This is a genomic window from Brevibacterium salitolerans (assembly GCF_039531405.1).
Taxonomy (GTDB): Bacteria; Actinomycetota; Actinomycetes; order Actinomycetales; family Brevibacteriaceae; genus Brevibacterium; species Brevibacterium salitolerans.
The window spans coordinates 61,500-80,837 of record NZ_BAAAPZ010000019.1 but is presented as its reverse complement, the minus strand read 5'-3'; the positions used below and the strand labels follow the sequence as shown (position 1 = coordinate 80,837).

Here is a 19,338-nt window from a genome sequence, read left to right as displayed (position 1 = left end):
AGCGGCCGAGGCGCCCGTGAGCATTCGGGGAGGTCAGCCCGGCAGCGCCGGCAGCGGCTTCTCGAACAGCCAGTCGTGCAGCAGCGTGCGGACGTCCGGCACCCGTGAGGTCTCCGCCCCGGCACCTGCTTCGTCCGCCTCACCGCAGACCGCCTGTGCCAGCTCGAGGAACTCCTCAGTAGTGCCGTGACCGTGCCGGTGCTCCTGCGTCCACGTCCGCAGCAGCCGGAAGAACGCCTCGTCCCCGGCGGCGGTGCGCAGGACGTGGAGGGCGAGCGCACCGCGCTTGTAGACCCGGTCGTCGAACATGTCCTCGGCACCGGGGTCCGTGAGCACCAGATCCTGCGGCAGCTCCGCCAGGCGCGCATGGTGGTGCCGGGCCCGGGCCTCGGCGGAATCCCGGCCCGAGGCCTCGGACCACAGCCACTCCGCGTAGCAGGCGAAGCCCTCGTTGAGCCAGATGTCCGCCCACGCGCGCAGCGTGACGGAATTGCCGAACCACTGGTGCGCGAGCTCATGGGCCACGAGCCGCTCCGCCTCCCAGTCCTGCGCGAGGTGATTGGGGCCGAGGATCGACAGGGGCTGGGACTCGAGCGGGATCTCGAGTTCGTCATCGGTGACGACGACGGTGTAGGAGGAGAACGGGAACGCCCCGAACCGCTCCTCGAACTCCCGCATCATCGCGTGCTGGACGGCCAGTGCCTCCTGCGCCCGGTCCCAGGTGCGCCGGCCGCAGGCCAGGGCCAGCGGCACGCGGGAGACGGCATGCGCACCCGGCAGCAGGGGGCCTCGGCGGTACTGGCCGATCTGCATGGTCGCGAGATAGGTGGCCAGCGGCTCCGCGGACTCCCACACCCACTCCGTGCGACCTGCCTTCCGGGTGGTGCCGGTGAGCTCCCCGTTGGAGATCGCGGTGTAGTCGGACTCGACCAGCACGGCACAGCGGAAGGTCGCCTTGGAGCCGGGGTGGTCCGTACAGGGGAACCAGGTCGCCGCGCCGTCGGGCTGTCCGGCGACGAGCACGCCGTCCTCGAGCTCCTCCCAGCCCACGTCGCCCCAGGTGCCCATCGCGGGACGGGGGTTGCCCGCGTAGTGGATCTCGAGGCTGACCTCCTCACCCGCGCGGAAGGGCCGCTGCCGGTCGCGGAGGACGAGGCGCCGGCGCAGATGCCGGAACCGGTGCTTCCGCCCGTCGACCAGCACCTTGGACACGGTCAGCCCCACGAGGTCGAGGTCGAGAGCGGGGGAGTCCTCGAGCACGCGCGCCCGGAGCACCGCCTTTCCGGCGAGCCGATTGGGCAGGATCCGGTAGTCGAGCTCGAGGTCGTAGTGGTCGACGGTCATGCCCGGCGTGCCGGAGCCGGGCGTGTAGGGGTCGATGGTGCGCATCCTGTGCAGGGCTTCCTCCTCGTCAGTCCGCGGCGACGACGGCCGGCGGGGCAGATGTGGGCGTGCCGGCCTTCGCGGGCCGCGTGGAGGAGTCCGGCAGAGGCGGCGCGTCGACCCACGGTATCACCGGGTTTCCGGTGAAGTAGGCGTCCGCCGGCACGAACTCGCCGCGCATCACCAGCGAGGACGGCCCCACCGTCGCAGCCCGTCCCAGGGAGGCCGCGGGCAGGATCACGCTGTTGGGTCCCAGCGTGGCACCTTCGTCCAGCTCCACGGCGTCGAGCGCCATGACCCGGTCGTGGAAGAGGTGGGTCTGGACGACGCAGCCGCGGTTGACGGTGGCGTTGTCGCCCAGCCGCACGAGGTCGGCCTCGGGCAGCCAGTAGGTCTCGCACCAGACCCCGTGGCCCACCCGCGCGCCCAGGGCGCGGAGATACCAGACCAGGGCGGGCGTGCCCACCGCCCCGCGGGCGAACCACGGCGCGGCCACGAGCTCCACGAAGCAGTCCGCAACCTCGGTCCGCCAGATGAAGGACGACCACAGCGGGTGCTCGCCCTCCCGGATCCGGCCCACCAGCAGCCATTTGGCGGCGACGGCCGTTCCTGCGGCGACGGCCCCCGCCGCCATCATGACGATGCCGGAGAGCGCGGCCGTGAACAGTGCGGGACCTGCGGGGGCGGAGACGGAGAGTTCTGCGCCCAGCCCCAGCAGGAGCAGCAGGGCGGAGAGCACACCGGCGACCATGATCCCGGCCACGAGGACGGAGATCCCGCGCAGCGTCTCCCACATCCCGCGCAGCACCCGCAGGCGGGCGGGCGGCTGATAGGTGAGGGATTCGTCCGCCTCGACCTCGCTGCGGCGCAGCTGCACCGGCGGCGAGCCGATCCAGGAGCTGCCCTTCTTCGCCTTGGCCGGCGCGGCGGAGAGCACGGCCACGAGGGAGTTCTTGCGCACGCGGCGGCCGGCGGCGGCCATGCCGGAGTTGCCCAGGAACGCCCGCTTGCCCACCTTGGCCCGGCCCACGCGCATCCAGCCGCGGCCCAGTTCGTAGGAGGCGACCATGGTGTCGTCGGCGAGGAAGGCACCGTCTGCGATCTCCGTCATGCAGGGGACGAGGAGCACTGTCGAGGCCTCCACGTCCCTGCCCACCTTCGCACCGAGGACGCGCAGCCAGATGGGGGTGAGCAGGCCGGCGTAGAGCGGGAACAGCAGGTCGCGGGACATGTCCATGATCCGCTCCGTGGCCCACACGCGGAAGCCCATCCACGAGCGGACGGGGAAGAGCCCCTCCTCCATCCCAAGGGCGAGGGCGCGCACGGCGAGGACGATGAGTGCCGCTGTGGTGAGGAACCAGCCGGCGGCGAGCGCCGGCGCCCAGAGGAGCAGGAGCAGCGGGTCTGCCAGCGCCTGCACCCCGGAGACCCCCACCATGAGCAGCAGGACCGGCACGGCGGCGAGGTAGGGGATCGCGGCGTGGAGGACGGAGCCGGCGGCGTAGAGGAGGAAGGGGGAGCGGCGGCGCCGCTGAGGAGGCTCCGGCCACACCGAGGCCTTCCGCCTGCCCACGCGCACGGCCGGCGAACCGGAGTACGTCTGGTTCTTCCGGACCTTCCCGATCACCGCGGAGCCGGCCTCCACGTGTGCGCCGGGGCCCACCTTCGCACCGGGCATGAGCGTGGAGCGTGCACCCACGGTGGCCTCCGCACCCACGTGGATGGGCCCCAGCCGGAGGAGGTCGCCGTCCACCCACCAGCCCTTGAGGTCCACCTCGGGCTCGATCGCCGCGCCGGCCTCCACCGTGAGCATGCCCGTCACCGGCGGCACGGTGTGGAGGTCGACATCCGGGCCGATCCGGTTGCCCAGCATCCGCGCATAGGTGGTGACCCAGGGGGCTGAGGCCACGGAGACCGCCGCCGCGAGGTCCGCGATGTGTTCGGCCAGCCACAGGCGCGCGTGGACGGAGCCGGAGCGCGGGTGGACGCCCGGCTTCACGCCGGCGAGCAGCAGGCGGGCGGCACCGGCGGAGAGCGCCATGCGGCCCCAGGAGGTGACGAAGACCAGCCAGAGGACGGCGATGAGCCACCAGGGCGTCATGACGGCTGCAGCCCCGGCCGTCGCTGCGACGTTGCTCAGCAGGAGCGCGAGCACCACCCATCGCATGGCGGAGAGGATGTGCACGGGGATGCCCAGCAGGGTCTGGAGGAACTGCATGGAACGGGCGGTGCGCACCACGGTGCGGGTGGGCCGGGGTGCGGCGGCCGCACCCTCCTCCGCCGTGCAGAGCTCCACGAGCGCGCCGAACCGCGGACGGGCGTAGATGTCGCCCACCGTGACGGCCGGGTGCCGTGAGCGCAGCCGGGAGACCAGCTGAGCGGCGGCGAGCGAACCGCCGCCGGCCTCGAAGAAGTCCGTCCTCATGCCGGGGTTCCCGCCCAGCACCGCCGCCCACTGCTTGCCGATCCACTGCGCGTGCTCCGGCAGCTCCGCGCCGAGGTCGTCCGCGTCGTGCACGCCCTCCGCGGAGGGCAGGGGCCAGGGCAGGGCCGCCCGGTCGACCTTGCCCGAGGTCTTCGTGGGCAGGGAGTCCACGAGCGTGAGGCGGGGGACGAGGGCGGCGGGCAGGACGGTTCGCAGCTCCTCCGTCCAGGCGGTGAGGAGGGCCTCGGGCCGCTCGCGGGCATCCGCTGCCGAGGCCGGGGCGAGATAGCCGATGAGCAGCTGGGTGCCGCCGGGGGTCGTCTTCACGGCCGCCGCGCCGCCGCTCACGCCGGGCAGCGACTGCAGCGCCGCGTCGACCTCGCCGAGCTCGATCCTGCGCCCGCCGAGCTTCACCTGCTCGTCCGCCCGGCCCACGAACAGCAGGCCTGCCGGATCGTTGACGACGAGATCGCCGGAGCGATAGGCGCGGTCCCAGCCCAGCGTGGGCATGGGTGCGTACTTCTCCGCGTCCTTGGCGGGATCGAGGTAGCGGGCCAGGCCCACTCCGCCGATGATGAGCTCACCGGTCTCGCCCGCGGCCACGGGGATGCCGGCGGAGTCCACGACGGCAAGGTCCCAGCCGTCCAGCGGCAGGCCGATCCGCACCTCGCCGGCACCCAGCGGCGCGGCGCAGGCGACGACGGTGGCCTCGGTGGGGCCGTAGGTGTTCCAGACCTCGCGGGTGCCGTCGGAGAGGCGGTGAGCGAGCTCCGGCGGGCAGGCCTCGCCGCCGAAGATGAGGAGGCGCACGCTGTCCAGCGTCTCCGCCGGCCAGAGTGCGGCCAGCGTGGGCACGGTGGAGACGACCGTGATGCCGCGGCGCGAGAGCCACGGCCCCAGGTCCATCCCGGACTTCACGAGCGAGCGCGGTGCGGGCACGAGGCAGGCTCCGTGGCCCCAGGCCAGCCACATCTCCTCGCAGCTCGCGTCGAAGGCGACGGAGAGGCCGGCCAGCACCCGGTCCTCGGGCCCCAGCGGCTCGTCCCGGCAGAAGATGCGGCCCTCGGCCTCCACGAAGGCGGCGGCGGACCGGTGGCTCACGGCCACGCCCTTGGGCTTGCCGGTGGAGCCGGAGGTGAAGATCACCCAGCAGTCGTCGCCGGGCCTGGGCGCCCGCAGAGCGGGGGTCTCTGCGAGCGGCCGGTCCGTCATGCGGGTGAGGGTGCGGCCGTCCGTGATGACAGCGGCGACACCGGCCTCCTCCCACACGGTGCGGGCGCGTTCGTCCGGGTCGTCCACGTCGACGGGCACGTAGGCCGCCCCGGCCATGAGCACGGAGAGGATCGCCACGTAGAGGTCCGCGGAGCCGCTGGACACCCGTACGCCCACCTTGTCGCCGGGGCCCACGCCGGCCGCGGCCAGGCGGAGTGCCTCAGTGCGCATCTCCATGAGCAGCTCCGTGTAGGTGAGGACGCGCGTCCCGTCGTCGAGGGCCGGGGCCTGGGGATGGTCGGCGGCGACCTCGAGGAGGAGGTCGATGAGCGTGCGCTCCGGCGGTGCCAGATGCGCGCCGGGGAACTGCGGGGACTGAGTGTTCACGTGCCTTCTGCGGGTGCTGGTGCGCCGCGCCCGGTGGGACGGCGCAGGCGGCGCGGCGTGTGTCCACGCTGACCGCGGTGCGAGACTGGGACCTGCTGATCCTATGCGGAGGAGGTGGACCGGCCGTGACGGCAGATGACGTGCAGGTGTACTGGGCATGGCGTGCAGGTGACGCAGGCGGTGGTGCCGCCGGTGACGGCCTCCTCCTCGCGCTCGCCGCCGAGGTGTGGGCCGCGGACCCGGCGCTCGCCTCCGTGATGCGGCGGAAGGGCGTGCCGTGGGTGCGGCTGGACGGAGGTGCTGCGGAGCGCTGGGTGCCTGCGTCTGTGTCTTCTGCGTTCGTGTCCTCCGCTTCCACGTCCTCCGGCCGCGAGGTGAGGGTGGCGGCGTGCCTGGGGCCGGGTGCTGGGTCGGCTGATTCTGGACCGGATCGTCCCGGGCCTGCCGTCGGCATCGACGCGGAGGTGTTGGAGGCCTTCCTCCGCTCCGGCACGCAGCCGGGGGCGTTCGCGGAGGTGGTGCTGGCCTCGGCGGAGCGGGAATGGTTCCGGGCCGCAGCGGGTGAGATGCCTGCACGGCGGCTGGCCCTGCTCCTGCGGACATGGGTGCGCAAGGAGGCGGTGCTGAAGTCGCTGCACACCGGCCTGGATGTGGCCCGAGGCGGCCTGGCACCGCAGGAGGTGGCGCTCAGCGCGCCCTGGGAGGAGCCGGTCTGCCTCAGCCATCCCGAGGTGCGGCTGGAGGACAGTGAGGTCCAGCTGCCCCTGGGTGGGGGAACGCTTCTCGTGTCCGCTGCTGTGCGGGAGGGGTGAGAGGAGCAGGGCCATGAGCGTGGACCCGGGGGAGCGGTGCGCGCACGTGAGGGGTGCGGGTTCCGCGCGTGCGTCCCGGCTTCCCTCGTGTGGAGTTGGCCCCTACACTCGGTATCGAATAGGTGTTCTAATCGAGTGTCTGGACGTGCGGGATGGAAGAGACGGGGAGCTGTGGAGCCGGGGCGCTCGCCCTGCTTCCCCTCGAGGACTTCCTGCAGGAGCCCGAGGCGGGCCCGGCCGTGGCGGAACCGGAGCCTGCTCCGGGTGGTGGACCGGAGTGCCAGGTGGGGCCGGCCTCGGCGCGGGCAGTCCTGGAATTCGCAGTCACGGAGATCCGCCGGGTCAACGGTGCAGGGGCGGCCCGGGCCGGTGGGCTGAGCCCGGGTGCGGCCTGCTTCTCTGCGGCCGGGGCGCTCTCGCTCGACCTCATCGACGCAGACGATGCGCTCGCCCTCGACGTCTTGGAAAGCTCCCGGTTCCCCCGTCTCATTCCCGACTGCTGGCGGGAATCTGCAGATGCAGAGCGGCTCCTCTACCGCTGCGCGTGGCTCAAGGCGCACTTCCCCGTGGAGTTCCTCGCGGCGCTCATGGAGTGCGGTGAAGGGCCTGCACAGCGCCTGGCGGCAGCGGCGGAGGCACGCAGGGTGCGGATACCTCTGCTCCCGGCGGACATCAACTTCTCAGGGCGCACCCACCTCGTCACGCCCGCGCGTAGGAAGGCGAAGGCGATCAGGCTTCCGCTGCCGGGTGGGCTGTTCGGTGCGCCTTTCGTGGGATCGGGCCGGGCGCACGCGCTTTCGGAGAGGGACTGGGACCGGCTTCGCAGGGCTCGTCCGTTCTCCTCTCTGGCCGACGTGGTTGCGCGCGCTCGCCTACCCCGGGGTCTGCTCATGGATGCGGCGCAGGCGGGAGCCTTCGATTCTCTGGTGCGACGTGAGGGCGAAGCTGAGGAGGCGGCACGTGCACGCGCCATCACTCTCACGCGTCAGAGCACTGCGACTGGGCGGAAGCGCGGGGCGGACGGTCAGCTCGAGCTCATCGGCGAGGAGGACGTCGAGGTGCGGCAACCCGGTGCTGCGCAGTCGGATGCTGCTGAGGCCAGTGCTGCGGGATCCTTTCCCTTCGGCAGTGAGGTCGAACGAAGCGGATCGCTTCTGGAAACGGAAGTCGGCGGGGACGGTGAGCGCGAGGGGGCGGATGAGGAGACTGCTCTCGCGGCGGGTGATGCGGCGGAGGAGTCGGCAGGGGCGCTGATCGCGGGTGAGCCGCTCCGTGCGGAGTTCTATCGTGGGTCCGATGTCGCCGAGCGCTTCGCTCCGCTGCTCGCGGAGCTGGGAGTGACGCCTCTGGGGGAGCTGCCTGCCTTCCGCCCCGGCAGTGAGGTGGTGCTCGCCGGGCTGCGCGTCTCCGCGCCCGGATCAGGGAGGGGAGAGGCCTCGGTGGAGGTGAGCATCGAGGACGGCACCGGCAGGGTCGATGCCGTGCTGGGCGGAGGATTCCATTCAGCGGTGCACACGCAGCTCGCGGGGATCTCCCGGATGGTGCTCCACGGGCGGGTGCGCGATGACGAGGGCGGCGGCACGGTCCTGGAAGCTGATGAGGTGCACGATCTCACGCAGATGTGGCGGGACTGGCAGGCGCTGCGTGGCGGATGAGCTGGCTGCACGTGCGGACATCGGACGCAGCACGCTGCGGGACATCGAGACCGGTCGAGGGACCACGCAGTTCGCGGCGGTCATGTCAGTGATAACTGCGCTGGGCATCGACCGGCCTGTCGTGGAGGCCGCGGACCCTCTCAATCACGATCTGGGCAGGATGCGCGCCCACCTCATGCACCGGGAGCGAGTGCGGTGATCAGAGAGAGGGCGCTGACAGTCTCCATCATGCCGGCCGGCGGTGAGTCAGTACGGCTTGTACGGTGTCCGCCGCCGCAGTGGGGGTGAGGGCTGAGGTCTCGATCGCGGTGAAAGCGGAGCATACCCACGTGGACGTGTGGAAGTGCTCGAACTTGTTGAGCCGCCACCGCAGTGCGCGGGGTTCTTCGGCATCCTCTGTCACTCGACGGTGGTGCTCGTCCGGGTCGACATGCAACGCGACGGCGACGACTTCAACGCCTGGTTGCAGCGCCCGCCTGATCTGAGACCAGTGCGCCTCACTGGTGATGGTCTGGGGCACGATCACCAGCCGAGGGCCGTCCTCAGGGAGTTCATCTATGACGGCGTTGATCGTGGCGGCGACGAGTTCGCGCCATGCGGCCCATTCCTGAAAATCTCGCACAGGTGCGATCGGTTGGAGCACTGGACGCAGCATGGAGCCGATCTCTTCGGGATCAAGGATGACCGACCCCGGTATCGACTGAGCGAGCAACCTTGCGGTCGTCGTCTTTCCCGCACCGAACGCGCCGTTGATCCAGACTACGCGGCCTCGGTCGCTCACCGCCTGGATGTCTCTCATGCCTCAATCCTATGAAACGGTGCGCTGGGACCGGGTGCATGGTTTGCTCACATCCTGAGGTTCAGCCCCTTACGACCCGGGCCGTGGCGGTGTGGATCGTGCTTGAGCGGGTCATACAACTGCCGGGCGCGTTCCGCGGCCTGCTGGCGGATGCGGCGCCGGCCCGGGAGCTGAGACCGCGGCCTGCCCTCCGACCGTTCACTGGAGCTGCTCGACGGCTGCGGCTGCGGCGCCGGAGACCAGGCGGTCGTCGTAGCCGGCGTCCTCCTCCTCGCGCGAGGAGAGCACCGAGATGACGAGCGGGGCTCCGTCGGTCGGCCACACCACGGCCAGATCGCCGCGTGAGCCGTACATCCCTCCTCCGGATTTGTCCCCGACCGTCCAGTCGTCCGGAAGCTCTGCGCGCACGAGCGTGTCTCCGGTGCGGGTGTTCTTCATCCACGTGGTCAGAGCGGCCGTCTCCTCGTCATCGAGTGCTTCGCCGAAGACGTACTCCCGCAGGTTCTGCGCAGACGCCCGAGGCGTGGTCGTGTCCCGTGGATCTCCCGGCAGGGCTTCATTGAGTTCGGGTTCGATGCGGGAGACCGTGGTGCCTGTGTCCCCGAGCGCGTTCAGCTGCGCGTCGAAGGCCTCCGGCCCTCCGAGTTCGGCGAAGAGGACGTTCGCGGCGGTGTTGTCACTCTGCGTCAGTGCCGCTTCACAGACCTCCTCGAGGGACATGGACTGCCCCACACGGGTCTCGGTCACCGGCGAATGGGAGACGATGTCCGATTCCTCGATCGTCACGGTCTTGGTGAGTCCTGCCGTGCCCACCTTCTCGAGCAGAGCCGCAGCCGCCAAGGCCTTGATCGTCGAGGCGTAGGCGAACCGTTCGTCGCCGCGCCAGGAGACTTCGCGGCCTGTGCCGGTATCGACTGCGTACACGCCCACCCGTGCATCGAAGCGGTCCTCGAGGGCGAGGAAATCTGAGGAGTCCGCCTCCGGCGCCTCCGAGCGGGTGGTTTCCGACTCAGTCGCCTCGGAGGACGGAGGCGTCCCCACAGTCTCCGGCGCAGTCGTCGCCTCGCCCCCACAGGCGGACAGCAGGGCGAGGGAGAGGACACCGAGGACAGCAGTGGAGCGGAACAGGCGAGTGAAGACGAGCATGGGTGAAGCTGCGAACTGCGCAGTCATCGTTCTCCTCCGTGCGAGTGTGTGATGGTTCTCCTCAGCAGCATTGTTCCGTGCCCCTGCCGGCTCGAGAGAATCTTGCGGTCCATGACAGACCCGCTGAGAATCTTGTTCCCGCTGAACTTCTGTGCCTGTGAATGTGCGAACACCTTGCCCTCGAATCCCCATAGCGTTCCGAACGGATGGATTCACCACGTACGAAGGAGTAAGAGTGACCGCCTCGATGACGGAGCGCCTCGCCCATGCGCAGATCACCCTGCCGGAACCCGCAGCACCGGCAGCCACCTATGAACCGGCCCGGCAGGTGGGCAACCTGCTTTTCATCTCCGGGCAGCTCCCGTTGCAGGAAGGCGCACTTGTCGCGACGGGTCGCGTCGGGGCTGAGGTCGAGCTCGCGGACGCGCAGAGAGCTGCCGCGTGCTGCGCAGCCAACGTTCTGGCACAGGCGCAGCGGGCCCTCGGTGATCTCGACTCTGTCAGGGCGATCTCGAAGATCACGGTGTTCGTCGCAAGTGCTCCAGAGTTCACGGATCAGCACCTCGTTGCCAATGGTGCCTCCGACTTCCTGCTGACGGGCCTGGGGGAGCTGGGCCGGCATTCTCGGTCAGCCGTCGGCGTCGCCAGCCTGCCCATGAATGCTGCGGTCGAGGTCGAGGCAGTGCTCGAAGTCTCCTGACAGAGCCCGCGCAGCCACCGCCTTCTCAGCACAGCAGCATCCTTCGCTTCAACGACGAAGATCCAAGGAGTCTCACTTGTCTTCAGCACCGCAGCAGAATGGTCAGGCCCCGGTGCGGGCCACCCTCAACCAGGACAACCTCAAGCGCTCGATCGGCCTCCCCGGCGCGATCGGGATCTCTGTCAACCAGATCATCGGCGGCGGAATCGTCTCCCTCACCGGCGTCGCCATCGCGATGACCGGCGGAGGCGTGTCCATCGCCTATGTTCTGGCGGCAGCCGCCGTCATCATCAGTTCGATTCCCTACGCGTCACTGGCCGCCTCCTATCCCGTCGCCGGTGGCGTCTACACCTGGCCGGCGCGGCTCATACACCCTTCTGCCGGGTTCCTCCTCGCATGGCTGACATCTCTGGGCAAGGGCTCGCTGAGCCTCTACGGACTTGCTGCCGGTCAGTACATGCATGCGATCAATCCGTGGTTCAACGAAATCTGGGTCGCTGTCACGCTGGTGTCGATCTTCTTCGTGTCGAACCTCGCGGGTGCTGTGATCTCCTCGCGTCTCGGCGTCGTGCTCATGGTGGTCATGATCATCGGCTTCTGCACCTTCGGACTCTTCGGAATGGCCGAGGTGAACTGGGAGATCTACCCCGAGATGATGCCCCATGGCTTGGTCGAACTGCTCAGCGCTGCCGCACTTCTCTCCTTCGCCACTGCCGGCGCCTATGGTGTGGGGGAGCTCGGACGCGAGCTGAAGAACCCCGGCCGGGACATTCCCCTTGCCATGGTCGGCGGCACGGCCATCGTCGGCATCATCTACGTCATCGTCGCGGTTCCCGCCGCGGGGGTGCTGCCGATCGCACAGGTGGCCGATCAGCCCCTTTCCACTGTTGCCCAGGAGTTCCTGCCCACGGGACTGTGGATCTTCTTCATCATCGGCGGGGCGATGGTCGCAATCATCTCGACGATGAACGCGGAGCTCCTCTGGGGAACGAAGTCACTTCTCGCGGCGAGCGACGACGGCTGGATCCCGCCGAGCTGGGGACGTGTCAACAAGCGGTTCGGAACTCCGCACTGGCTGCTGTGCATCCTCTACTTCATCGGCGTCATCCCCGCCATCGCGGGAGTGGACGTCTCCGTGATCGGCACAGCCGCCTCGGTCTTCGTGCAGATCATGTTCATTGTCATCGTCATCGCGTCGATCTGCATCCGCTGGAAGATGCCGGAGGTCTACGCCAGATCACCGTTCCGGCTGTCAGCTCCGGTCCACTACACGATCGTCGCGGTCGCCGTTGCGATCGCGGCCTACCAGGGCTACCTTCTCCTCCTCGACTTCGACTACAGGGTGTGGACCGCCTGCTGTGTGTGGATGGGGATCGGTGGCATCCTCGCGCTCACCCGGTGGCCGATCGTCAAGCGCACGCTCGCAGCGCGCGGGATCGACCACCGCGGCGGTCCTCCGGCCTCGGAATCAGTGCGGACCGCTGTCGAAGCACGCATGCAGTCATGATGTCCATACGGTGAACGTGTGGCGCACGGCCTGGCCGCCGGCGTGACTCACGCCGGCGCCCAGGCCACCTATGCTTCTTCGGCGGTCATCCAACCCGAGAGGTCCAGGATCTGTTCGGCGAGGGCTTGCGGAGTGAGCCCGTCGGTCTCGATGCGGTGGACGCCGTCGGGCGCTGCCCGGTCGAGCCGGCCCGCTATCCTGGCGCTGCGTTCCAGATGGCGTCGGAGGCTCTCGCCCTGCTCGCGGCCTCCCAGCCTCTGGGCAATGGACGCATCGCTGGCGCGCAGCAGCACGCAGGTGACCTCGGCCGTTCCTCCCACGGCGTCGCGCAGAGCCTCGGCCTCCAGCACCGAGACGGTGTTCGTATAGATGAGACGGTGATATCCGAGCGCGCGGTAGTTGGCCCACATGGAGGCGAGGTTCCGCTCCGCGAGGCGGTGCTTCCATGGGGCGGGGTGGGCCAGATCGAGGTTGTCGCCTTCGATGACGGTGTGCTGCACGTCGTGGTCGGACAGCAGATCATGGAGCGCAAAGGCGGCGGAAGACTTGCCCACGCCGGAGCGTCCGCCGATGAGGATCACCTGAGGATTCGCCATACTTCATTGTCCCAGGTCTGAAGGCTGCGCTCGCCGCCTCCGCCCCGCGCACCCCTGCGGGCATAATGAGCCTGGAGCCCCTCACCTCTGCCTGGGAAGCGAGACTGTCATGACTGCGATTGCCGACCACGACGCCTACATCGCCGCGGCCGCCGAACCCTTCCGGCCTTCCCTCACGCACCTGCGCACACTCCTGCGTGCAGCACTGCCGGAAGCGGAGGAGGTGGTGGCCTATGACATGCCTGGGTTCCGGATCGACGGCACGATCGTCGCCGGCTATGCGGCCTTCACGCGGCAGTGCGGGCTGTATCTCCTGCCGGGGGCCATCTCCCAGCACTCCGTGGAGATCGCGGCCGCCGGCTTCAAGGCGACCAAGACCGGCATCACGTTCACCCCGCGCTCGCGGATCCCGGACGAGCTCGTGCAACAGCTGGCGCGAGCGTCACGAGACGACGCCCGGGCCTGACGGCCGCGTCCCGGCAGCCTGCTGCCCAGCTGCGGACCGCTGCCCGCCGGGGCCTCGCGCATCGGAGCTCTGCTCATCAGCTCCCTGTCCATCGGATCCCTGCCCGCCGGGAATCCGCGCGGCGAAGAACGGCAGCGTCCGCTGACACAGGGGCCCGATCCCCACGGCGAACACGAGCGTGCCCATTCCCACGTTCCCTCCCAGCAGCCAGCCGGCAGCCACCACGAACACCTCGATCCCGGTGCGCGCGATCCAGATGGGCACGCCCCACCGCTCGTGGAGGCCGGTCATGAGGCCGTCCCTGGGCCCGGGCCCCATGCGCGGCGCGATGTAGAGACCCGAGGCCACGGCGAGCAGGACCATCCCGGCGGCGAAGAGGGGGATGCGCAGCCAGAGTGCGGAGACCTCGGGCACGAGGAACAGGCCCACCTGAGCGCTGGTGCCGACCATGAGCACGTTGAGCACCGTGCCCACGCCGGGCCGCTGCCGGAGGGGGATCCACAGCAACAGGACGACCAGGCCGATGAGATTCGTGGTGAGTCCGAAGGGCAGCCCGGTCTGTCTGGACACTCCCTGCGCGAGGACGTCCCACGGGGAGACTCCCACTCCGCCCCTCACCATGAGGGCGATGGCGAAGCCGTAGAGGAACAGTCCCAGCAGGACGGCGGACAGTCGGATGGTGAGGGTGCGGTGCTTCTGCATGTCCTCACTCTCGTTCCAGGTGGCATTCGTTTCCAGGGCCAATTGGAATACAGTGGCCCCATGAATCCACTGCAGGTCGCCCCGCACACCCTGGCCCGCTCGCTGGGGGACTGGCAGGGGGACGGTCCGCTGCACCGTGCGCTCGCCTCCGGTCTGCGCGTGCTGATCCTCGACGGGCGGGTTCCCCTCGCCGCCCGTCTGCCCTCCGAGCGTGCGCTGGCCCAGGCGCTCGGCCTCAGCAGGACGACCGTCGCGGGTGCCTACGACACGCTGCGTGCCGACGGCTATGCGGTGAGCCGGCGAGGCTCGGGCACGGTGGCCGCGCTGCCCGGTCCCTCGCTCTCCCTGCCCTCCGTGCCGGGGACGGAGGGCCTCATCGATCTGAGCAGGGCCTCGCCTCCCGCCGCCTCCGCCGTGCCCGAGGCCGTACGCGGGGCCGCCGAGGACCTGCCGCGCTTCCTCCGCGACAGCGGCTACGACGGCACCGGACTGCCGCATCTGCGTGCCGTCATCGCCGCGCACTACACCGACCGAGGGCTGCCCACCGCGCCGGCGGAGGTCCTCGTCACCCTGGGCGCGCAGCACGCGATCCACCTGCTCACCCACGTGCAGCTGAACCCCGGAGACCGCGCCCTCATCGAATCGCCCACGTACCCGCACGCCCTCGACGCCCTCCGCAGCGCCAGGGCCCGTGTGGTGCCCGTCCCCGTATCCGCCGAGGACGGCTGGGACACGGACGTCGCGCTCGAGGCACTGCGTCGCTCCCGCGCCGCGCTCGCCTACCTCATGCCGGACTTCCACAATCCCACCGGTGCCAGCATGCCCGCGGACGCCCGTGAGCGGCTCATCGCAGCCGCGGAGCAGTCCGGCACCGTCCTCCTCGCGGACGAAACGACCGCGCTGCTGGACCTGGGAACTGCCCCTGAACAGAATCCGACCGTGCCCGAGGCCGCCGGACCCCAGAGCGCCCAGGCACCGGCGTCCTCTCCCACCGGTGTCCTCCCACCGCCGCTGGGTGCCGGGGTCCGGGGAGGCGCGCGCACCGTGGTGCACATCGGTTCGGCGGGAAAGCTGTTCTGGGGCGGTCTCCGGGTGGGGTGGATCCGTGCGGAGCGCGGGCTCATCGACCGTCTCGTCTCCGCGCGCTCCGCCTTCGACCTGGGCACTCCTGTGGTGGAGCAGCTGGCGACGGCGCGGCTGCTCGAAGCACTGGCGCAGGTGCGCGCCGAACGCGGGGAGCTGCTGCGCGCAGGGGAGCAGACACTGCGACGACTGGCGGCTGTGCATCTGCCGGACTGGGAGCTTCCGCCCGTCGCCGGTGGGATCTCCGTATGGGCTCGTCTGCCGCAGCCCGGTTCCTCCGCGCTCGCCCTCGCCGCTCACGCGCGCGGGCTGCTCGTACCTGCCGGTCCTCGGTTCGGCCCTGACGGCTCCGCCTTCGAGAGGAAGATCCGGCTGCCCTTCACCTCCTCGCCGAAGGAGCTGGAGGCCGCTGTGCCGCTGCTGGCCGAGGCGTGGGGACAGGCGCGGGGCGGCGGCCGCCCACCACGGAACCCACGGCGCATCCCGGACACCGTCGTATGAGACCAGCGGTTGTATGCGGATGCCCGCGATGGGGCGAACGGATGGAGGGCGGTCTTGACCGCAGAACCTGAAGGTTCTATGGTCTGTGCATGTGGAGCGTGGACATTGAGCTGATTGCAGGATGGCTCGCGTCGCTGGATGAGGATTCGCGCGAACAAGTCGTTGCGGCCGTGGAACTGCTTGAAGATCAAGGTCCGCATTTGGGCAGGCCGCTGGTATAGGAGGAACATTCCGATCGCCGACGATCTGCTGGATGATCATTTGAGGATGTTGAAGGAAGGTGACTGACATGGCCATGAAACTCTCTGACTTCCTTGCAGAGCATCCTGTGGACCGGCGCAGGGTCGACGCTCATAAGGAGCGGATGCTTGCTGAGGTGCGGGCATTCCGTCTCCGGGAATTGCGGGAGAACGCTGGGCTGACCCAGCAGCAGCTTGCTGACAGGATCGGGGTCTCGCAGCGGCAAGTCTCCAAGATCGAACACGGTGAACTCGACAACGCCAAGATCGGCACTATTCGTGGATACCTTGAGGCCGTTGGCGGCGGGCTCGTCCTCGAGTACGTGACCGGCGATGCCCGCATTCAAGTTGCCTGAGATGGGTCTCAAACCTGGGGAAGCGCACACCGTCGTATGAGACCAGCGGCCGCACTCAGCTCGCGGCCCGCTTTCGCCTCTCACCGACGACGACGTCCTGGCTTGCGAGGATCCCCGCCACCAGCTGCAGGACGAGCGCGAGGAGCAGGACCGCCAGAGGCGCGGCCCATCCTCCGGTGAGGGAGTGGACCGCGCCGAACCCCAGCGGCCCGAGGCCGGCGATGACATACCCGCTGCCCTGCGCCATGGTGGAGAGCCCGGCCGCCTGCTGTGCGTCCGCGGACCGTCCGACGATGTAGGACAGGGCCAGGCCGATCGCCGCACCCTGCCCCAGTCCCAGCAGGGTCAACCAGGCGTAGCCGCCGGCGGCGGGGGCGAGGAGCAGTCCCAGCAGTCCCGTGCCGGTCACGGCGACCGTGAGCACCACGAGCACCCATCCGCGGCGCATGCGCGCGGCGACGACCGGTGCCGCGAGAGAGGCGAGGATCGCGGGGAGGGCGGAGTAGGCGATCATCAGCCCGGCCTCGGCGGCGGGCACTCCTGCGTCCTGCAGGAGGGCGGGAGTCCATGTGAGGAACGTGTAGTAGCCGGCGCTCTGCAGCCCCATGTGGGCGGTGACGGCGAGCGCCGTGGGATCCGTGACCAGCGTCCGGAACCTGGACGGCACCGGAGGACCGGCCGCGCCCGAGATCGGCCTCGGGCGCGGGCCCCGTCTCAGTTGGGGGAGCCAGAGGGCGAAGGCGAGGAGCGCGGGGAGCGCCCAGATCGCCAGTGCCCTGCGCCAGTCGCTGCCGGGCGCGTGGGCCAGCGGTGCGGTGGCGCCCGAGGCGATGGCCGGTCCCACGAAGAGCACCATCGAGTACAGGCCCATCATGAGGCCTGCGCGGTGCGGGAAGTCCTGTTTGATGGCGGGCGGGAGGAGCACATTGCCCACCGCGATCGCCGCGCCCAGCAGGACGGTGCCTGCGAAAAGCGCGGTGAGGCTGGGGTGGAGACGCAGCAGGATGCCGGCTGTGAGCACCAGCATGAGTATGCCCAGCAGACGATGGGTGCCCAGCCTCCTGCTGAGCAGGGGAGTGAGGAACGCGAAGGCCCCGAAAGCGAAGACGGGGATGGTGGTGAGCAGGCTGGCGGCGGTCGCGGAGAAGCCCAGATCGTCCTGGATGTCCGTGAGCACCGGGCCCACGGAGGCCACCGCCGGCCGCAGATTCAGCCCGATGAGGATGAGACCTGTGCCCAGGAGAATCGCACTGCCCGTCCGGCGAGCTCCTCCGCTGCTGTGGGAGGGCGGTCCGGAGGCGACGGGAGCGGGCGAGGAGTCGCCGGAGTGGGGAACGGGCATGGGCTCATTCCAACCCCGTCCCCGCCTTCAGAGCAACCCGCGTGGCCTCAGAGAGTGCGGCGGCGCAGGGCACGCCGGGGAAGCCCTAGGGTGAGGAGCATGGGAGGAGCTGATGGGCACACGGGCATGGGCGGAGACGCATGGGTGGCGGAAGCCGCCGCACTGCGCCGGCTCGCGGACCTCGACCTGCGGACGCTTCATACTGACCTCCTCGCTGTGCATGGTCCGCAGGGCTGGTGGTGGCCGGCGCAGGACCGCTTCGAGATGATGGCGGGTGCCGTGCTCGTCCAGAACACGCGCTGGCAGAACGTGGAGATGAGTCTCGACCGGCTGCGCGCGGCTGACCTGCTCCGGCCCTCACTCCTGCGGGCAGTGCCCGAGGAGGACCTGCGCGCCCTCATCCGCCCATCGGGGTTCATGCGGGCCAAGGCGGCAGCACTCCGGGCGCTCGCCGCCTGGACCGAGGAGCGTGAGGCGGAGGTGCCGGGGCTCAGCGACGGTGAGCTGCGAGCGGAGCTGCTCGCTCTCCGGGGGATCGGGCCTGAGACGGCCGATGTCATCGGGCTCTACGGCTATCGCCGTCCGGCATTCATCGCGGACGCCTATGCCCGGAGGCTGCTCACGGCTCGTGGGTTCGCCGTCCCGCGGAGCTACGAGGCGGCACGCCGTGCGCTCGCCCCGGCCCTCGCCGAGGCAGGCCTCGCCGTGGCGGATCTGGCGGAGCTGCACGGCCTCATCGTCGAGGAGGGCAAGCGCTCGCAGGGTGCTCGTCCGGCGGGAGGCGGATGAGTCCGTCAGCGAGGATTGGCCGTGCGGCGGACCCAATCGCCCATCCCCGGGGTGATGAAGCGCAGACCCCCGGCGCCGTCACGATAGATCGTGCCCTTCTTCATGAGCCGATCACGCAGGTAGGACACCGCAGTGACGCGCTCGTCCAGCACGGCGGCGACGTGCCCGCCGTTCGGCGCCGGATGGGAGAGTTCGGCGGCGGCGAGCGCTGTGAGGTATTCGCGCTCGCGGGGGCTTGCGTCTTCCCACCGGCTGAGGAAGAGCTGGTCCAGATCGGCGACGATGCGCGGCTCGGCCTCCCGGGCGTGCTGTTCCGTGATCGCGGTGCGGCCGTGGGAAGCGCGCCAGGCGAAGTGCCCGGCGACCTGGATCGCGTACGGATACCCGCCGGAGAGTGCGAGCAGCGCCTCGACCGCTTCCGCGGTCATGGGCCGGTGGGAGCGCTCCGCCGGCCCGCTGAGCGCTGCGCGTGCGTCCGAACCCGGCAGCGTCTCGAGAGTGTGCCACTCGGCTCTCTCCAGGTACGTGGGGAGTCTGCCGCTGCGCTTCCCGCGCAGCGAGGGGAGCGCGCCCACCGCGACGACGAGGGGCCAGCCCTCCGGCACGTTCTCCTGCAGCACCCCTCCGAGGGCGTGCAGCTCTGCCGACGAGGCGTTCTGCAGCTCGTCGAGGGTGAGGAGGAGCCCTGCCTCGCGCTCCATCGCGACCGTCATGGTGTCCCGGAGCTCGGCGTCAAGGCTGCGGCGCGATTCCGTGGTGTCACGCTCGACCTCGATGCCGCCTCCGACTCCGAGGATCGAGGCCTGCACCTTGGCGCCGGTGATTCTGGCGCCGCCGCGCTGCCGGTCCGTGGGAGTGCGTCCCTCGAGGAGGCTGCGTACGGCGCGGAGCCGTACGGTCAGCGTCTCCGTCAGCCCGCCCGCGGTGGCCTCGACGTGCACAGTGGGCCAGGAGTGCTGCGCGGCTGCGGCATGGGAGATCTCCCCGAGGGTGACGGTCTTGCCCACTCCGCGCGGCCCCACGAGGATGAGGGGACGCGGGGTGCGGCCGTCGAAGGCCGCCACCTCCATGGCCTCACCCGCGGCGTCGAGGATCTCCTGGCGCCCCGCGAAGACCATCGGGGCCTGATTGAAGCCGGGGCGGTACGGATTGGGCTGACGCCGGGATGCTGTCTCCGCCATGAGCGCACAATAGCAGATATAGCATCAGTGCGTGTTTATAGCACTTTATAGCGTATG

At 70.0% G+C, this 19,338-nt stretch carries 17 protein-coding genes; 9 read left to right on the top strand and 8 right to left on the bottom strand.

Annotated elements, in window-relative coordinates:
* Positions 1-33 precede the first annotated feature (33 nt).
* The gene (locus ABD240_RS15880) at positions 34-1,389 is read right to left on the bottom strand and encodes a M1 family metallopeptidase (protein ID WP_344338456.1); all 1,356 of its coding nucleotides are present in this window, start codon (positions 1,387-1,389) and stop codon (positions 34-36) included.
* A 22-nt stretch (positions 1,390-1,411) separates the two neighbouring features.
* The gene (locus tag ABD240_RS15875; RefSeq protein ID WP_344338454.1) at positions 1,412-5,407 is read right to left on the bottom strand and encodes a Pls/PosA family non-ribosomal peptide synthetase; all 3,996 of its coding nucleotides are present in this window, start codon (positions 5,405-5,407) and stop codon (positions 1,412-1,414) included.
* Between the two features lie 125 nt (positions 5,408-5,532).
* Between ABD240_RS15875 and ABD240_RS15870 the strand changes: the two genes are divergently transcribed.
* The 3 genes from ABD240_RS15870 (at position 5,533) to ABD240_RS15860 (ending at position 8,073) form a co-directional block, all read left to right on the top strand.
* Complete coding sequence (locus tag ABD240_RS15870; protein WP_291793966.1) at positions 5,533-6,219, top strand: 4'-phosphopantetheinyl transferase family protein; 687 nt, start codon at positions 5,533-5,535, stop codon at positions 6,217-6,219.
* A gap of 152 nt (positions 6,220-6,371) precedes the next feature.
* Positions 6,372-7,874 (top strand): DNA polymerase III subunit alpha, encoded by a 1,503-nt coding sequence (locus ABD240_RS15865; protein ID WP_344338451.1) that lies wholly within the window; start codon positions 6,372-6,374, stop codon positions 7,872-7,874.
* On the top strand, positions 7,864-8,073 hold the full coding sequence (locus ABD240_RS15860; protein ID WP_344338449.1) for a helix-turn-helix domain-containing protein: 210 nt from the start codon (positions 7,864-7,866) through the stop codon (positions 8,071-8,073). Before ABD240_RS15865 ends, ABD240_RS15860 begins: the two co-directional genes overlap by 11 nt.
* 27 nt (positions 8,074-8,100) lie before the next feature.
* Here ABD240_RS15860 and ABD240_RS15855 read toward each other — a convergent pair whose 3' ends face one another.
* A complete protein-coding gene (locus ABD240_RS15855) occupies positions 8,101-8,673 on the bottom strand; it encodes an AAA family ATPase (RefSeq protein ID WP_344338447.1) in 573 nt (190 codons plus the stop codon).
* A gap of 198 nt (positions 8,674-8,871) precedes the next feature.
* Positions 8,872-9,846, bottom strand: a complete 975-nt coding sequence (bla, locus tag ABD240_RS15850) for a class A beta-lactamase (RefSeq protein WP_344338445.1) — start codon at positions 9,844-9,846, stop codon at positions 8,872-8,874.
* Between the two features lie 208 nt (positions 9,847-10,054).
* On the opposite strand from bla, the gene ABD240_RS15845 reads away from it, so the two are divergent.
* Positions 10,055-10,519 carry a RidA family protein gene (locus ABD240_RS15845; protein WP_344338441.1) on the top strand — a complete coding sequence of 155 codons (465 nt, stop codon included), beginning with the start codon at positions 10,055-10,057 and terminating at the stop codon, positions 10,517-10,519.
* Positions 10,520-10,595: 76 nt separating this feature from the next.
* Positions 10,596-12,026 (top strand): APC family permease, encoded by a 1,431-nt coding sequence (locus ABD240_RS15840; protein ID WP_344338439.1) that lies wholly within the window; start codon positions 10,596-10,598, stop codon positions 12,024-12,026.
* Positions 12,027-12,094: 68 nt separating this feature from the next.
* On the opposite strand, the gene ABD240_RS15835 is transcribed toward ABD240_RS15840, so the two are convergent.
* Entirely contained in the window at positions 12,095-12,607 is a 513-nt protein-coding gene (locus ABD240_RS15835) for an AAA family ATPase (RefSeq protein WP_344338437.1), read from the bottom strand.
* Between the two features lie 124 nt (positions 12,608-12,731).
* On the opposite strand from ABD240_RS15835, the gene ABD240_RS15830 reads away from it, so the two are divergent.
* The gene (locus ABD240_RS15830; protein WP_344338435.1) at positions 12,732-13,088 is read left to right on the top strand and encodes an iron chaperone; all 357 of its coding nucleotides are present in this window, start codon (positions 12,732-12,734) and stop codon (positions 13,086-13,088) included.
* Here the strand turns inward: ABD240_RS15830 and yczE are convergent.
* Positions 13,065-13,790, bottom strand: coding sequence for a membrane protein YczE (gene yczE, locus ABD240_RS15825; protein WP_291793984.1), 726 nt, complete (start codon positions 13,788-13,790; stop codon positions 13,065-13,067). The genes ABD240_RS15830 and yczE overlap by 24 nt on opposite strands.
* Positions 13,791-13,850: 60 nt before the next feature.
* Between yczE and ABD240_RS15820 the strand changes: the two genes are divergently transcribed.
* Together ABD240_RS15820 and ABD240_RS15815 are read left to right on the top strand one after the other, a co-directional pair.
* Positions 13,851-15,374: an aminotransferase-like domain-containing protein gene (locus tag ABD240_RS15820; protein ID WP_344338431.1), complete on the top strand. Its 1,524-nt coding sequence runs from the start codon at positions 13,851-13,853 to the stop codon at positions 15,372-15,374.
* Between the two features lie 289 nt (positions 15,375-15,663).
* Complete coding sequence (locus ABD240_RS15815; RefSeq protein WP_344338429.1) at positions 15,664-15,969, top strand: helix-turn-helix transcriptional regulator; 306 nt, start codon at positions 15,664-15,666, stop codon at positions 15,967-15,969.
* A gap of 55 nt (positions 15,970-16,024) precedes the next feature.
* On the opposite strand, the gene ABD240_RS15810 is transcribed toward ABD240_RS15815, so the two are convergent.
* A complete protein-coding gene (locus ABD240_RS15810) occupies positions 16,025-17,311 on the bottom strand; it encodes an MFS transporter (RefSeq protein ID WP_344338427.1) in 1,287 nt (428 codons plus the stop codon).
* 99 nt (positions 17,312-17,410) lie between these two features.
* On the opposite strand from ABD240_RS15810, the gene ABD240_RS15805 reads away from it, so the two are divergent.
* On the top strand, positions 17,411-18,100 hold the full coding sequence (locus ABD240_RS15805) for an endonuclease III domain-containing protein (protein ID WP_344338425.1): 690 nt from the start codon (positions 17,411-17,413) through the stop codon (positions 18,098-18,100).
* A gap of 5 nt (positions 18,101-18,105) precedes the next feature.
* On the opposite strand, the gene ABD240_RS15800 is transcribed toward ABD240_RS15805, so the two are convergent.
* A complete protein-coding gene (locus tag ABD240_RS15800) occupies positions 18,106-19,281 on the bottom strand; it encodes an ATP-binding protein (RefSeq protein ID WP_344338423.1) in 1,176 nt (391 codons plus the stop codon).
* Between the last annotated feature and the right edge of the window lie 57 nt (positions 19,282-19,338).

Bases quoted from the DNA above. Each gene is read 5' to 3' on its own strand.
- ABD240_RS15880 (WP_344338456.1), bottom strand. From the start codon at position 1,389: ATGCGCACCATCGACCCCTACACGCCCGGCTCCGGCACGCCGGGCATG.
- ABD240_RS15865 (WP_344338451.1), top strand. From the start codon at position 6,372: ATGGAAGAGACGGGGAGCTGTGGAGCCGGGGCGCTCGCCCTGCTTCCC.
- ABD240_RS15855 (WP_344338447.1), bottom strand. From the start codon at position 8,673: ATGAGAGACATCCAGGCGGTGAGCGACCGAGGCCGCGTAGTCTGGATC.
- bla (WP_344338445.1), bottom strand. From the start codon at position 9,846: ATGACTGCGCAGTTCGCAGCTTCACCCATGCTCGTCTTCACTCGCCTG.
- ABD240_RS15830 (WP_344338435.1), top strand. From the start codon at position 12,732: ATGACTGCGATTGCCGACCACGACGCCTACATCGCCGCGGCCGCCGAA.
- yczE (WP_291793984.1), bottom strand. From the start codon at position 13,790: ATGCAGAAGCACCGCACCCTCACCATCCGACTGTCCGCCGTCCTGCTG.
- ABD240_RS15820 (WP_344338431.1), top strand. From the start codon at position 13,851: ATGAATCCACTGCAGGTCGCCCCGCACACCCTGGCCCGCTCGCTGGGG.
- ABD240_RS15815 (WP_344338429.1), top strand. From the start codon at position 15,664: ATGGCCATGAAACTCTCTGACTTCCTTGCAGAGCATCCTGTGGACCGG.
- ABD240_RS15810 (WP_344338427.1), bottom strand. From the start codon at position 17,311: ATGCCCGTTCCCCACTCCGGCGACTCCTCGCCCGCTCCCGTCGCCTCC.
- ABD240_RS15805 (WP_344338425.1), top strand. From the start codon at position 17,411: ATGGGAGGAGCTGATGGGCACACGGGCATGGGCGGAGACGCATGGGTG.
- ABD240_RS15800 (WP_344338423.1), bottom strand. From the start codon at position 19,281: ATGGCGGAGACAGCATCCCGGCGTCAGCCCAATCCGTACCGCCCCGGC.